The following is a 14796-nucleotide window of genomic DNA, read 5'->3' as shown; positions in this document are numbered from 1 at the left end:
GTATTATCTAAGTCGTGAACTTTGCTCTATTTCAATTAAGGATTTCATACTATTGACCATAGCTTAATATATAACAAAGAAAAATGACGCCCATTGATGGGATCCTACTTTTTACCTAGAAAATCGTATCTTCGTATCTAATCGACGAATATCTTTATTAAAGAGGGACAATTTCCACTCCTTGTACTATAGTGAACGTTAAAATGATCTCTTCCAACTGTGAATTTGTTAATATGTGGATTTTTGGGATACCCAGTCTAGAAATCCTAGAAAAAATAGTCACCTGAATTAAATAAAAAAAACTCCTCGCAATCATTTTTAGAGGCACAACAAATGACATCAGCAACATACCAAGTTTCTTCTAGAAAATATCGCCCGCAAACATTTTCCGAAATGTTAGGGCAAGATGCCGTGGTCACTGTTTTAAAAAATGCTTTGCAGTTTCAACGTGTCGCGCATGCTTATTTATTTTCAGGAATTCGCGGAACAGGAAAAACAACTTTAGCAAGAATCTTCGCAAAAGCCTTAAACTGTAAAGAACTGACTCCTGAACATGAACCTTGCAACCAATGTTGTGTCTGTAAAGAAATCTCTTCAGGAACCTCCTTAGACGTGATCGAAATCGATGGTGCTTCACACCGAGGTATTGAAGATATCCGTCAAATCAACGAAACCGTTCTCTTTACTCCTGCCAAATCACAATATAAAATCTATATTATAGATGAAGTCCATATGCTGACTAAGGAGGCGTTTAATTCCTTACTAAAAACTTTAGAAGAGCCTCCGAGCCATGTAAAATTCTTCTTAGCTACTACAGAAAATTATAAAATACCAGGGACAATTTTAAGTCGTTGTCAAAAAATGCACCTAAAAAGAATTCCTGAGACCATGATCGTAGATAAGCTAGAATCCATATCTCAAGCAGGTGGTATAGAAACCTCTCGAGAAGCTCTTCTCCCTATTGCAAGAGCAGCTCAGGGAAGCCTACGCGATGCTGAATCCCTTTATGATTATGTCATTGGGCTATTCCCGAACTCTTTATCTCCAGAGTTAGTTGCAGACGCATTAGGTCTATTATCTCAAGACACCTTAGCTACATTATCAGAATGTATTCGCACGCAAAAATATGCTGAAGCTTTGCTCCCTGTAACTACAGCGATCAATTCTGGAGTCGCTCCAATCACCTTTCTCCACGACCTCACGGTGTTTTATCGCGATGTACTTCTTAATAAAGACCAGGGAAATTCTCCTCTATCTGCAATCGCCATGCACTATTCCAGTGAATGTTTATTAGAAATTATTGATTTCCTTGGCGAAGCAGCCAAACATCTACAACAAACTATTTTTGAAAAAACATTTTTAGAAACAGTAATCATCCATCTCATTCGGATATGCCAGCGTCCCTCTTTAGAAACTCTATTTTCTCAACTGAAAACATCAACTTTTGATACACCGAGAAACCTACCTCAGCAGCAAGAACCTCCGAAGCCCATGATACAACCTGAAAAACACTATCAAGATCAGAGTTTCTTAACTTCACCGTCTCCCACTCCAAAAGTTCAGCATCAAAAAGAAGCTTCCCCTTCTTTAGTGGGATCAGCTACTATAGATACGCTTTTACAATTTGCTGTTGTTGAGTTTGCAGGAATTTTAACCAAGGAGTAAACGCATGGGAAGTGGGTATGCAAAAAAGAAAAAAGAAGCAAAAATCATGGAACAACAATTTCTAGAAATGGAAGCTGCTCTAGAGAAAAAGCACTATGAAGGACAAGCTGGTAATGGACTCGTCTCCATAGTGATCAATGGTAAATGTGATATTGTCTCTGTAAAAGTGAAGCCTACCTGTCTTGATCCTGAAGATCCTGAAGTTGTTGAAGATCTTTTCCGTTCAGCATTTAAAGAAGCTAAAGATGCTATGGACAAAGAATTATCTGTAATGCGTGCTGGCATGCCTTTTTAAGCTAACAGGGCCTGAACTTCTGCACAGGTCCTGGCTTTTAATAACTTTTCCGTATGTTCTACACAATCACTGAAATTTAAAGATGCTATTCTTTCTCGCAATTCTACAATTGCTGGCATAGCCACTGCGAGTTCTTGGACTCCTAAGCCTAAGAAAAATGGTGTTAAGGAAAGATTTGCTGCAGCCTCTCCACAAATAGATACGTGAACATCGCGCTGCTTCGCACTAGAAACTACATGACGAATCATGCGCATCACCGAAGGATGCAGTGGATTATCAAGATAATGAGGAAGTACCGTTTCTCGATTATTCCCTAAGGTATATTGCATGAGATCATTCGTTCCTATAGAAATAAAATCACATTCCTGAAGAATCTCATCAATCATCAATACTGCTGAAGGAAGTTCTATCATGCTTCCCCAGACGATATTTTCTATGGCATGATCTTTGTTAAAAGAACGACGTATATTCTCTAACCGACGTTTTACTTCTATGATTTCTATAACATCAGCAGTTCCAGGAATTAACACTTTCAAAGAACCTGATACCGAAGCTGTTAAAATAGCACAAAGCTGATCGTCAAGCACATGCGAGTTTTTCAATAAATAACGTATGGAGCGCTCTTTGATCGGCTCGTGACCAGGACAGAGCTTATCTTCACCAAAATCAAATAAACGTAATACCGAGACCCGCTCAGGAAACAAGGCTAAAGATTTATAAACTCCTGCTTGTTCTTCTACTGTAGGTAAACGATCTTCAGCTATAGCGAGAAATTCAGAACGAAATAACCCAATAGAAGTTTGTGGAAAGAACTCCGAAAGCATGCGCAGCTCTTCAAGGCTTGCAGCATGCGAAGATACTATCGCGCGTGGGGACGGTTGAGGATACGATTTTACACTATATGAAGTACTCTTTTGCCTATAACAATTTTCAAGAGTTTTTGATTTAGGATTAAAAATAATCTCGCCACGAATACCGTCTATCAAGACAAGTTTTCCGGTATATCCTTGAATACGCTCCCAGTTTTCCTGAGAAAAATTCGCTAAATAGGGAATATTTTTCGCTCTAGAAACGATAGCTGTATGCGATGTCGGCGCCCCAATAAAAGAAACAAATCCACGAATATATGAGGGATTCGCACTAGCGACTTCTGAAGGAGTAAGTTCTTTAGAGAAAACAATGATATTTTGATCTGCATCACCTAAAGAACTCTTATGCTGACAGCACAAATGCCCAATCACACGATTAGAAATATCATGGATATCCTGAACACGATCTACAGCTAGAGAAGTTCCTTGAACTGCAGTTAATGACTCCTCTATTTTTTCCATAACAGAAGAAAAGACGTATTCGGCGTTTTTACGATCTTTTCTGATGGTATTGACAACCTCTTCTGTCAAAATAGGATCTTTAATTATCTCTAGATGTGCTTGGAGTATGGAAGAGATTTCTTGTTGACCTTGCTTACCCTGGGCTTCTTGTTCTAAGGCAACGATATCAGATTTGGAACGGTTTAATGCTTTATAATAACGGTGTATTTCGTGTTCCACCTCTTCTTGAGGCAAGGTAAGTTCATGAATTTGCAGAGGAGAAGTACCTAAGAAAAAAGCTTTTCCTATAGCTACCCCAGGAACTAAAGTCATGCCAGGAACTCGCCATTCCTTATTTTGCTCTAGAGAAGGTGTGGGTGTGTTCATTTACAACTCTCCAAAACCTGAGTCAAAGGCATTCTGCACTTTTTGCAATACCCGACTTGCATCTTTCCCTTTAATACGCACGAAAATCTCTCCATTTTGTGGAGCCCCTAGTATAAGTATGCTCATGATACTTTTGGCATTTACCGTCTTCCCCGCATAGGTAAAATTTACCTCACATTCTTCGCCATCAAACAACTTTACAATGGCCCCCGCAGGACGCACATGGATTCCAGAAGTGTTTTTTACAACACATACACAGGTTAATTCTTCTTCATTATCAAAATCCACAGGCTCTTCCGGATTCTCGATATCTACAACACACTCTCTACATTCATCCACTATACACCTCTTCACTATGTAAGTAATTTTCTAGCCAAGAAATAAAAGAAGGATAGTGACTTGTAGTTAAATGTAAAAGTTCAATACTTCCTAAAGTTCTATGCTGTAGGCTTTCCGTACTTAACAATACGTTAGGAGAGGGAAAATCCCTACGCACTTCCGGATCAAAAAGAAAACACTGGTAAGTCAAGGGTTCTTCATAACCATAAAAAGGGAAAATCCCCAAAGATGCACAATCGTCGTCATGAGGAATCTTGCCCAGACGGATGAGGAGCTGCTGCAATTTATGTTGTACCTTAGCGAGAGAACGGTAAGAAAAAATCCCTTCATCTTCCCATTTACCAAATCCATTGTGGATGGTAAAAAATTTGTAATACCCGTCATCCCCTAAACTAGGGAAACAGTACCCCTTCATATCTAACAAGGGGGGCTCACCTTGAAATCCACAACGCCCATCACTAAAAGTGTAGAGCATTTTGACGCCATAGGGCTCATTAGCAGAGCGGTAAATATAGACATCTAAACTATCTAAAAGAGAAAAAAAACGACAAATACCTGGGAATTGATTATCATCTATTCCCAAAACAGTAAGCCAATACTCTTGGCAAAAGTCTAATCTATCTTTTTTCGATAGTCCCATGAGCTCGTACCAACCTCGGGGCAAGCGCGGAGCCTTCTTGGAAATTGCTTCCCAAGACATTTCCTCTCGTAATTGTTCTACAGAATATACTTCGAGCTGAGGGAAAGAATGAGTTGATGCTAATACGTTTTGAAACTTTTTCATCCTCTGTCCTTGTTCACACCTTACACTCCCTATGGATACAGCTAATCCATTCTTGCCGATACTTTCAACAACAACATCCTTTATTGATTAGTGCATTGTATTGGATAACGGGGATAATATCGCGTCCTTACCCTCTATGTGGGGCTATACTCCTTGTAGCTCTTCATCCATTTATCCCCAAACAACTGAAACACCAACTGTTTATAGGAGCTTGCTGGCTTATCCCTCTAATCATGCTATCGGAACCTTCTTCTATTATTCATGGAGGAGTCGCGTCGGGAAGCTTTGTCATTAAATCGGGGAAAGAAAATCGATATTTTGGAGAAGCTATTCACTTGTCGTATCCTTGTGGACAAAAACACCGTCATGTTCCCTGTACTATTCTTGTAGATGCGCACTTAGAACTAAATAAAAAATACCATCTAAAAGGAACGACGTTAAATCATACATCCCAAATTATTTTTAAGTCTAATGGTTGCTATAAAGAAATACAGCCTTCAAGAATAGCACTACTGCACCACAAACTACGAGAAACATGTCATCGACGCATTCTCAACCTTTTTTCTTCTAGAGAATCAGGATCTTTTGCATCCAGTCTGCTTCTTGGCACTCCCTTACCCAAACACTTAAAAGACATTTTCAAAAAGAAGGGGTTGGCTCATATTTTTGCCATTTCTGGGTGGCATTTCTCCCTATGTGCTTCATTGTTGTTTTTCTTTTTCTATATCTTTCCAACAAAAATAAAATATTTTCTTACCTTTATTATACTTCTGGGATTCACCCTATTGTTTCCAGGGACTCCTTCAGTATGGCGTGCTTGGATTTCCTTATCTTTACTTTGTCTCTCTCCTTTTTCTTCTGGTGTATGCTCAAGCTTCAATCGTTTAGGCATAGGCTGTATTCTCTGCACATGCGTCTTCTCCCCGCTTACTCCTGCATTCGCGTTAAGCTTCTTAGCTACTGCGGGTATTTTACTTTTCTTTTCTCACCTTTTTCGTTTCTTCTATACACCGTGGAAGCAAATAGCACCAAAATACTTACTTCCTTTCCTTCGCTATATTTGGGGAGCCTTATCCCTAGGACTCTCCTCACAAATCTTTCTCTTGTTCCCTACTGTAAACTTTTTCGGGTCCCTACCTTTAGATGGTCTTATCTTTAACCTCTTCTTCCCTCTATGCGTCCTTCCTATCTTCTTTCTTATTCTCTTTTCTCTTGCCTTACCGTGCCTGGTACCTATAACAGAATTCTGTATCTCCTGGCTAATTGGACAGCCCTGTCTTCATGGTCACAATGTCCTTATCTCTTTAGCACCTTCACCCCTATCCCCTTGGCAACTCACTCTATTTCTCATTTTCGTATTCCATATCGGAGTGAGCTTAGAAAAAACAAAAACCCCAGAAAATCCATCCCTACACTCAATTTCTGAGTTATAAAACATGGGTAAACTCTACCTTCTATCAAAACTTTATTGTGAATAAAGCATCCTTATTTCATCATTTTTAGATAAATCTTTTGTGTTGTTAAGCTTAGGTTGTATCTATGCTCGTGGTGTATGACACGGATAAAAGTCCTCATCTTCCTTCATTAAGTCATGAGTACTCTCTGAGTCACAAGGTAACGCAGTCGCGTATTCCCTATGGGATTGCTGCTTTGAGTATAGCCTGTATGCTTGGAGGGGTACTCACAATAGCTATAGAACCATCACTTCTCTTATCTCTACCCTTATTTATTGCGGGTGTACTTTTTATGGTTCTTTGCGGGATGATTTTAATAGTATTCAGCAAAAGTCAGTCTACCCCTTCGATTCAACTTACAGACTTGACTTTATCAAGCGTTGCCCACCGTTTGAGGACGACCTTTACACTGGAACACGCTGCACCCCGAGCCAACAAAATACATAGAAATACAGAGTGTGTATATCTACATAATCAGAATACACATCTGCGACTCTGTTTTCATAAAGGCCACCCTCTAAACGATCCTCTATTAAAGAATAAGAACTCTGCTATACTTCTATGCATAAATTCAGAAAGAAATTTCAGCTATGCGATTAACAGAACACTCGCTTTAATCGGACGCATAGAAAAAGATTGTTGGAATGAGATCACACAACCAGGTTCTAGAACATTCCCTCCTGGAGAGATCGCCTACGGACCCTGGGTAAATAAATCACAGATAACAGCTCCCGCTTCTTATCTGATCTTCATCAATCCCCCCACCATAGCAACACTGATTCATACGAATAAACACGTGTCCAAAGCAATGACTTGGCAAGATTTTAACTACGAGAAAGCTTTTGAAAATCTGGTGGATGCGTACCTAAAATGTTTCCATATCTGTCGCCAAAACGGTATTTCCTCTATACAGATGGAGCTTTTAGGACTCAGCGATATGAGCTCTTCTCAAGAAGAATACGAACGCTGGTATTCTCTATGTGCTCTAGCCTTATTAGAAGCCATAGACATAGAAGAAAAAAACAAAGACAAGACAGTACTACAAATTACTGTAAACCACCTAAAAGAACTTCCACTATTGAACATCTTACAGAAAGCATTTAATGAAAGTCGCAACTAAAACTCGGCTAAGCTTTTTGCTGCTTGAAAGATTTTCTCCTTCTGAGGAAGAACTTCGTTTTCCAGTATTTTTGAATAAGGAACTGGGGCATGTAATCCCGCAACACGTCTAATAGGTGCATCGAGATATGCATACGCTTGCTCGGCTACAGTGGCAGCAAGCTCCCCACCAAACCCACAAAACTCTGACGCCTCATGAGCTATAAGTAACTTACTCGTTTTCTTAACTGATTCTATAACAGTAGAAAAATCACAAGGTACTATCGTACGTAAATCTATAACCTCTACAGAAATACCTAAAGCTGCCAATTCCTTAGCTACTTCCATACTCATAACTAAAGACATTCCCCAAGAAACAATGGTCAAATCTGAACCTACTTGAGTGATAGCCGCTTTACCAAAAGGCAAAACATAATCCGAAGAAAATACCGGACATGCACTAAAAATACGTCGTTGATACAACGCCTTATGTTCTAAAAAAACTACAGGGTTAGGATCACGAATAGCTGCCTTTAACAAAGCTTTTGCATCTGCAGCATTAGATGGATAAGCCACCTTGATGCCCGGGCAATGTGCTAAAAACGCTTCTATACTTTGTGAATGGTAGGGGCCACCTTGTATGTAACCTCCACAAGGAGCACGAATAACTAAAGGCACTTCCCACTCACCAGCAGAACGGTAGTAAATACTCGAAGCTTCAGAAAACAATTGATTAATACCGGGCCAGATATAATCTGCAAACTGAATCTCAGCAACAGGCTTATGGATCCCATCCATGGCCATACCAATAGCTGTTCCTATAATGGTGGCCTCTGCTAACGGTGTATTAAAACAACGCTCGATTCCGAACCTGTCTGTAAGACCTCTAGTAACACCAAAAACCCCACCTTTATCTCCAGCTACATCCTCACCGAAAACAACCACACCAGAATCACGACTCATTTCTTCAATGAGCGCTTCTGTAATGGCATCACGCATAACTTTTGGTTGAGTGTCGCGCAAACGCTGAGCTTCTAAAGAATTTTCATAGTCAATTAAAGAAGTTGTATGCGGAGAAAATACATCATGGCTCGTAGAACCTTTACTAGGGAAGGGCATACCCTCAGCGATTTCACAAGCACGAGTAACTTCGAATTCAGCCTCTGCTTTTATATCTAAAATCTCCGCGGGTGAAATGCCACATTCATCTATCATCAGCCGTTCTAACCGGACTAAAGGATCATTACTCTTACAATGATCTAAATCTTCACGACTACGATATTTCTCATGGTTATCAGAGTTGCTATGCGGCTCTAAACGCATAACATTGACGAGAATTAACGCGGGAACCGAGGCATGTCTAGCTTGATCTACAGCTTTAGAAAAAGTATCTACGAGCTCAAAGTAATCACCACCATCTACCTCATAAACAGATAGACCTTGATAACTCTCCCCTAAACGTACTAAATCTGTAGAACACTGATCTTTAAAAGGAACGGAGATCGCCCAAGCATTATTCTGTATGACTGTAACTACAGGTAGCTTATGCAACGCAACATAGTTTAACATCTCATGAAATTCACCTTGAGAAGTTGATCCATCCCCTCCAGAGACGTAAACTACTTCGTTAGATTTGGTATGTTTTACAGCCCATGCACGTCCCGCTGCCTGAAGAAATTGCGAACCTACCACACTCGATTGGCAACAAATACGGAGTTTTTTATGGGAATAGTGGTAGGGCATCATCCTACCAGAAGAATGATTCGGAGCTAATCGAGCAAGAAAGGAAGCAAAAATCTCAGAAAGGTCACACCCTAGACCTACAGGGAATCCTTGATCCCTATAGTAGGGGAAAGACCAATCCTTCCCAGGAATGAGGCTTTTCCCAGCAACGACTCCAACAAGCTCGTGACCAGCACAAGACAACTGGAAGGTCCCTCCAGAATCGCTCTGGCGAGAAAGAAGGAGCATCTTATTTTCAGCAAATCTTAAACCCCAGACTAATTTCAGAACTTCTTTAATAGAAGATCCTAATTCATGCTGTATTGCTACCATATCTGCTCCTGGGATAGATCCGTGCTATCCTTATCTATACGGTGAAGTCAGAAAAAAAACCCTTTATTTTATCCAAGAAACTACGTTTCTTAGGGAAATTTTCTGCTTTTTCCGTAGCTGCGAACTTGCGAAGTAATTCTTTCTGTTCTTCAGAAAGATTTTGTGGAGTTTCTACAGAAACTCGCACAAGCAAGTCTCCACGTCCTCTGCCATGGACATTAGGGAATCCTTGATTTTTAATCTTAAGAATCGTTCCGCTTTGAATCCCTTCAGGCACTGTAAGACGACAAGCACTCTCTTTTAATAAAGTGGGAACTTCTTTCTTCATTCCTAAAGCAGCGTCGACAAAGCCGATAGGCAATTCTAAAATTAAATCATCCCCTCGTCTCTCGAATACAGGATGTGCTTCTACATCAATGAAAACATAAAGATCTCCGGCAGGAGCACCATTTTGACCAGCATCTCCATAGCCTTCCATCTTTAAACGCATTCCTGAATCTACACCCGCAGGGATTTGTACATGAACACTGCGTTTATCCTTGATTCTTCCTTGTCCTCGACAATTTGAGCAAGGGTCTGTAATAATACGGCCTTCTCCACCACATTCAGGACATGTCGAGGCCATAGAAAAGAAACCGCGACTCTGAACAATCTGTCCAGAACCTTTACAACGGTCACAACATTTGATTCCCTGCTTACTCGCGGCACCGCTACCGGAACAAGTTTCACAGGTCTTGTATCCAGAAACAAGAAGTTCTTTGTTTACACCGCGAGCGGCCTCTTCAAATGTTAAAGTGATGTGAACCTTCTTACTAGCTCCCTGACGAGCTCCTGCTGGATCTCCACGCATGCCGAAAGCTTCACCTAGACCACCAAACAGGCCTTCGAAAAAGCTTCCGCCACCACCAAATTCTCCGCCAAAAGCTCCCATAAAGGTGCGCAAGGCATCTTCCATATTGCCCATGCCTGCACCACCGAAGCCACCAGCTCCGGCAAAAGGTCCATCCTTACCGTAACGGTCATAGGACTCACGTTTTTGAGGGTCGCTTAACACTTCATAAGCTTCTGAAACTTCTTTAAAACGTTTCTCAGCTTCAGCATCCCCTGGATTTTTATCAGGGTGATACTTAACAGCCAACTTACGATAAGATTTTTTAATCTCCTCAGGAGAAGCAGTTTTAGAAACACCTAAAACATCATAGTAATCCATAAATCAAACACCACTAGAGAGGATATTTTCTAACGACTGCGGTATTTAGCTGCGGCTTTAGATTTCGCACGCTTCTTTACTGAAGGTTTATCATAAAACCTATGAGCTTTAGCGGCCTTTAAGATCCCTTCTTTATCGACTTTCTTTTTCAAAATTCTCAGAGCTCGATCTACAGGCTCACCAACTCTAACTTTAACACTGGGCATGCATTACCTTATTTTGCATAATAATCACTGTTAAGCCTAAAACAACACAGGTATACGTCTCACTCTGCCATGTTAGAGGCGCCTCGATTGTACCATCAGATCTATTACCCTTCAAGAGTTAGTTGACTCGCAACGTGCTGAAAAAGCGGGATGATGGATTTTATCCGCTCCCCCTATCTAATGAAAATGATGTTAAGGCTAGAAAAAACAAGAACAACTGCGGTAATCTGGCGTCAATTGCTGACTGCACTCTAGAAGCATAAGTTGAGAAACTACGTTTCTTCTAATGTGGTCTATAGAGGGTACTGCTTTTTCTATCCGAATTCTATTTGAAAAACTATCAATAAAAAGTTGTGGATTAGGAGAGACAACGTGGTAACAGTTATTGGCCAAACAATACTTAGAGGCCTCTTCATAGGGCAGTAAAATGCCGGGACCCACCCCATTCTTGTCATGAATAAACCCATCCTCTGAGAGATCTGAACTAAGAGTTAACACCCCCCCCTTTTTTCCTAAAGGAAGCATCAAAGCTTTCCCTTTATCCTTAGGAGTCAAATATCCCTCTAAAGAACTGTAGCCTATCATCGGGACCTTTCTAGATAACGCCAACCCCTGAGCAAAGGACAATCCAACACGGGTTGCAGAAAAGTTCCCTGGCCCAGCAGCCACTCCGATCCCTTGGAAACTTAAAGAACTATTTTTAAAAATAAATTCTAAAACTAGTCCCTGGTCCGGACCGACAGGTAGATCCCATTGTTTTAACACTTTCTGATGATCTACATAAGCTAAAAACGGTTGATACCCTGATGTATCAATAATAACGTATCTATGAAAATGCATAACCCAAATTAGAATCGAACAGAAAAAAACTATATCAACTAAAAAACTTTTAATCAAAAAAAATAACAAATAAGTAACTTTTAAAGATGTAGAATTATTTAAATTCTGAATATAAACACAAGATAGATTGGTTATATTCACAAAAAAAAGCAAAAACTTTTTTTAATCTAAAAAAGACCGTGATTTTTGATTAAACGATCGCGCATTCTCTTTGCAGAGAAAATCCAGCAACACCATGCACTCGCGAGAAAACTGATAAAAAATTCGCGAATTATCAGAAAATTTTTTACGAGCTCCACACAATCCAAGTAATTAGTAACGAAGGTGATCCCGATAATCTGCAAATCATTCTAAATTAAAATCTGATAAAAAAACATGAGAAATTATTTAATATGAAACATGTAGGAAGAAATATTCAGTGATTGTTTTTTTTAAAATCAGGAAAAACGATTTGCGTTAAACCCTCGTCTTTTTTAATTCTTATTCCTTAGCTCTGCTATTTCCCTTAGTGGTTGTGTAGGTGCACGAATTTCGATTATTTTGTAATATATCGAAAAGAGGATCTTTATTATTGAAAGTGCTACTATCAATAAGTTATCAGAGCAACTTAGATAAAAGTATCCGACGATTTTAGTATAAGGACAATTGTGGACTCTACAATAAATAACGACTCTCAGATCTTGGATCCTAATCCTGAAGAAGTAGAAAAACTCTTAGATGAATCCGAGGAAGTCGAAGAAAAATCAGATGATCGCTCCTTGCCTTCCGATTTATTTATTCTCCCGCTAAACAAGCGTCCCTTTTTCCCGGGTATGGCGGCTCCGATTCTTATAGAATCGGGACCTTATTATGAAGTTTTAAAACTTCTAGCTAAATCCTCACAAAAATACATAGGTTTAGTTCTTACTAAAAAAGAAGACGCGGATATTTTAAAAGTAGGTTTCAACCAACTTTATAGTGTGGGTGTTGCCGCGCGTATCCTTCGTATTATGCCTATAGAAGGAGGCAGCGCACAAATATTATTAAGTATAGAAGAGCGTATCCGCATTGTAGAACCTCTTAAAGATAAATATCTCAAAGCACGCGTCTCCTACCATAAAGATAACAAAGAGCTAACTGAAGAATTAAAAGCGTATTCTATTAGCATTGTTTCAGTAATTAAGGATCTTTTAAAGCTCAACCCTCTATTTAAAGAAGAACTTCAAATCTTTCTTGGCCACTCTGATTTTACAGAACCGGGAAAGCTTGCGGATTTTTCTGTAGCGCTGACTACTGCCACGAGGGAAGAACTCCAAGAAGTTCTTGAAACAACCAATATGCATGATCGTATTGACAAAGCTCTGATTCTTCTAAAAAAGGAACTTGATCTTAGTCGTCTGCAAAGTAGCATCAATCAAAAAATCGAAGCTACAATCACAAAAAGCCAGAAAGAATTCTTCTTAAAAGAACAGTTAAAAACGATCAAAAAAGAGCTGGGATTAGAAAAAGAAGATCGGGCTATTGACTTAGAGAAATTCATGAACCGGTTGAAAAAACGTCAGGTTCCTGATTATGCGATGGAAGTTATACAAGACGAGATAGAGAAGCTTCAAACCTTAGAAACATCGTCCGCTGAATACACTGTTTGCCGCAACTATCTAGACTGGTTAACCATTATTCCTTGGGGCATCCAAAGTAAAGAGTATCACGACCTCAAAAAAGCGGAGATTATTCTTAACAAGGATCACTATGGTTTAGAAGACATTAAGCAACGCATCTTAGAACTGATCAGTGTTGGTAAATTATCCAAAGGTCTTAAAGGAAGTATCATTTGCCTAGTAGGCCCTCCAGGCGTGGGTAAAACAAGCATTGGCCGTAGTATAGCCAAAGTTTTACATCGTAAATTTTTCCGTTTTTCCGTAGGCGGAATGCGAGATGAAGCTGAAATCAAAGGGCATCGACGCACGTACATTGGTGCTATGCCTGGAAAAATGGTGCAAGCTTTAAAACAAAGCCAAGCGATGAACCCGGTTATTATGATAGACGAGGTTGATAAAATTGGAGCAAGCTATCACGGCGATCCCGCATCAGCTTTGTTAGAAGTTTTAGATCCAGAACAAAACAAAGATTTTTTAGATCATTACCTAGACGTCCGTGTTGACCTATCGAATGTTTTGTTCATTCTAACTGCAAACGTTTTAGATACTATTCCTGATCCACTTTTGGATCGTATGGAAATATTGCGACTTTCTGGTTATATCCTTGAAGAAAAACTGCAAATAGCCACGAAATATCTTGTGCCTAGAGCACGCAAGGAAATGGGATTAACAGCTCGAGAGATTGTCTTCCAACCCGAAGCTTTAAAGCATATGATTAACAACTATGCTCGAGAAGCTGGTGTGCGTACATTGAATGGCAATATTAAAAAAGTCCTAAGAAAAGTAGCGCTTAAGATAGTTAAAAATCAGGAAAAAGCACATCCAAAGCACACGCAATATAAAATTAATGTAAAAAACCTTCAGGACTACCTAGGCAAGCCGATTTTTTCTAGTGATCGTTTTTATGATCATACGCCTGTAGGTGTTGCTACTGGGTTAGCCTGGACATCATTAGGCGGTGCAACTTTATATATCGAAAGTGTTCAAGTTCCCTCAATGAAAACAGACATGCATCTCACAGGGCAGGCTGGGGATGTTATGAAAGAGTCTTCTCAAATTGCGTGGACATATCTTCATAGTGCATTAGAGCGCTACGCTCCAGGTTATAGCTTTTTCCCAAAATCTCAGGTACACATTCACATTCCTGAGGGAGCAACTCCTAAAGACGGCCCTTCAGCAGGTGTAACCATGGTCACATCGTTGCTTTCCCTGCTTTTAGATACACCTATTTTAGAAAACTTAGGTATGACAGGAGAAATTACTCTAACTGGTCGCGTATTAGGAGTTGGGGGCATTCGAGAGAAACTCATAGCCGCTCGTCGATCCCGACTCAATGTGTTAATTTTCCCAGAAGATAACCGTCGTGACTATGAGGAGCTTCCAGCTTATCTAAAAAAAGGACTGAAAATTCATTTTGTGGCTCATTACGATGATGTTTTCAAAGTAGCCTTTCCGCACATTAATTAGCTCTCAGAAGATAATTTAGAACCGTTTTTGTTTAATTAACGGTTCTAAA

The 14796-nt window shown here is 39.8% G+C and carries 12 protein-coding genes; 5 read left to right on the top strand and 7 right to left on the bottom strand.

Annotated elements, in window-relative coordinates; translation table 11 throughout:
- The first annotated feature begins 333 nt into the window (after positions 1-333).
- Both dnaX and G5O_RS06830 read left to right on the top strand, forming a co-directional pair.
- Positions 334-1665, top strand: coding sequence for a DNA polymerase III subunit gamma/tau (gene dnaX / locus G5O_RS06835; RefSeq protein ID WP_006343011.1), 1332 nt, complete (start codon positions 334-336; stop codon positions 1663-1665).
- Positions 1666-1669: 4 nt separating this feature from the next.
- On the top strand, positions 1670-1960 hold the full coding sequence (locus G5O_RS06830) for a YbaB/EbfC family nucleoid-associated protein (RefSeq protein WP_006343010.1): 291 nt from the start codon (positions 1670-1672) through the stop codon (positions 1958-1960).
- Here G5O_RS06830 and ptsP read toward each other — a convergent pair.
- The 3 genes from ptsP to G5O_RS06815 are packed head-to-tail and all read right to left on the bottom strand — an operon-like array spanning position 1957 to position 4780.
- A complete protein-coding gene (ptsP, locus tag G5O_RS06825; protein WP_006343009.1) occupies positions 1957-3657 on the bottom strand; it encodes a phosphoenolpyruvate--protein phosphotransferase in 1701 nt (566 codons plus the stop codon). The genes G5O_RS06830 and ptsP overlap by 4 nt on opposite strands.
- Positions 3658-3945, bottom strand: a complete 288-nt coding sequence (locus tag G5O_RS06820) for an HPr family phosphocarrier protein (RefSeq protein ID WP_016980260.1) — start codon at positions 3943-3945, stop codon at positions 3658-3660.
- Positions 3946-3988: 43 nt separating this feature from the next.
- Positions 3989-4780: a hypothetical protein gene (locus G5O_RS06815; protein ID WP_006343007.1), complete on the bottom strand. Its 792-nt coding sequence runs from the start codon at positions 4778-4780 to the stop codon at positions 3989-3991.
- Between G5O_RS06815 and G5O_RS06810 the strand changes: the two genes are divergently transcribed.
- Both G5O_RS06810 and G5O_RS06805 read left to right on the top strand, forming a co-directional pair.
- Positions 4753-6213: a ComEC/Rec2 family competence protein gene (locus G5O_RS06810; protein ID WP_006343006.1), complete on the top strand. Its 1461-nt coding sequence runs from the start codon at positions 4753-4755 to the stop codon at positions 6211-6213. The two genes, G5O_RS06815 and G5O_RS06810, sit on opposite strands and share 28 nt — an antisense overlap.
- Positions 6214-6319: 106 nt before the next feature.
- The gene (locus G5O_RS06805) at positions 6320-7354 is read left to right on the top strand and encodes a macro domain-containing protein (RefSeq protein ID WP_006343005.1); all 1035 of its coding nucleotides are present in this window, start codon (positions 6320-6322) and stop codon (positions 7352-7354) included.
- Here G5O_RS06805 and G5O_RS06800 read toward each other — a convergent pair.
- The 4 genes from G5O_RS06800 to G5O_RS06785 form a co-directional block, all read right to left on the bottom strand.
- The gene (locus G5O_RS06800) at positions 7351-9387 is read right to left on the bottom strand and encodes an alpha-ketoacid dehydrogenase subunit alpha/beta (RefSeq protein WP_006343004.1); all 2037 of its coding nucleotides are present in this window, start codon (positions 9385-9387) and stop codon (positions 7351-7353) included. The genes G5O_RS06805 and G5O_RS06800 overlap by 4 nt on opposite strands.
- Before the next feature lie 34 nt (positions 9388-9421).
- Complete coding sequence (gene dnaJ, locus G5O_RS06795) at positions 9422-10597, bottom strand: molecular chaperone DnaJ (RefSeq protein ID WP_006343003.1); 1176 nt, start codon at positions 10595-10597, stop codon at positions 9422-9424.
- Between the two features lie 29 nt (positions 10598-10626).
- Positions 10627-10803, bottom strand: a complete 177-nt coding sequence (gene rpsU, locus G5O_RS06790) for a 30S ribosomal protein S21 (RefSeq protein WP_006343002.1) — start codon at positions 10801-10803, stop codon at positions 10627-10629.
- Positions 10804-11001: 198 nt separating this feature from the next.
- A complete protein-coding gene (locus tag G5O_RS06785) occupies positions 11002-11643 on the bottom strand; it encodes a tRNA threonylcarbamoyladenosine biosynthesis protein TsaB (RefSeq protein WP_006343001.1) in 642 nt (213 codons plus the stop codon).
- Between the two features lie 647 nt (positions 11644-12290).
- On the opposite strand from G5O_RS06785, the gene lon reads away from it, so the two are divergent.
- On the top strand, positions 12291-14747 hold the full coding sequence (lon, locus tag G5O_RS06780) for an endopeptidase La (protein WP_006343000.1): 2457 nt from the start codon (positions 12291-12293) through the stop codon (positions 14745-14747).
- Positions 14748-14796 lie beyond the last annotated feature (49 nt).

This window comes from Chlamydia psittaci 6BC, from assembly GCF_000204255.1.
Classification (GTDB): domain Bacteria; phylum Chlamydiota; class Chlamydiia; order Chlamydiales; family Chlamydiaceae; genus Chlamydia; species Chlamydia psittaci.
This window is presented reverse-complemented; position numbering and strand designations above follow the sequence as displayed.

Coding starts and splice junctions, on each gene's coding strand:
- dnaX (WP_006343011.1), top strand. CDS start 334: ATGACATCAGCAACATACCAAGTTTCTTCTAGAAAATATCGCCCGCAA.
- G5O_RS06830 (WP_006343010.1), top strand. CDS start 1,670: ATGGGAAGTGGGTATGCAAAAAAGAAAAAAGAAGCAAAAATCATGGAA.
- ptsP (WP_006343009.1), bottom strand. CDS start 3,657: ATGAACACACCCACACCTTCTCTAGAGCAAAATAAGGAATGGCGAGTT.
- G5O_RS06810 (WP_006343006.1), top strand. CDS start 4,753: ATGCTAATACGTTTTGAAACTTTTTCATCCTCTGTCCTTGTTCACACC.
- G5O_RS06815 (WP_006343007.1), bottom strand. CDS start 4,780: ATGAAAAAGTTTCAAAACGTATTAGCATCAACTCATTCTTTCCCTCAG.
- G5O_RS06805 (WP_006343005.1), top strand. CDS start 6,320: ATGCTCGTGGTGTATGACACGGATAAAAGTCCTCATCTTCCTTCATTA.
- G5O_RS06800 (WP_006343004.1), bottom strand. CDS start 9,387: ATGGTAGCAATACAGCATGAATTAGGATCTTCTATTAAAGAAGTTCTG.
- dnaJ (WP_006343003.1), bottom strand. CDS start 10,597: ATGGATTACTATGATGTTTTAGGTGTTTCTAAAACTGCTTCTCCTGAG.
- rpsU (WP_006343002.1), bottom strand. CDS start 10,803: ATGCCCAGTGTTAAAGTTAGAGTTGGTGAGCCTGTAGATCGAGCTCTG.
- G5O_RS06785 (WP_006343001.1), bottom strand. CDS start 11,643: ATGCATTTTCATAGATACGTTATTATTGATACATCAGGGTATCAACCG.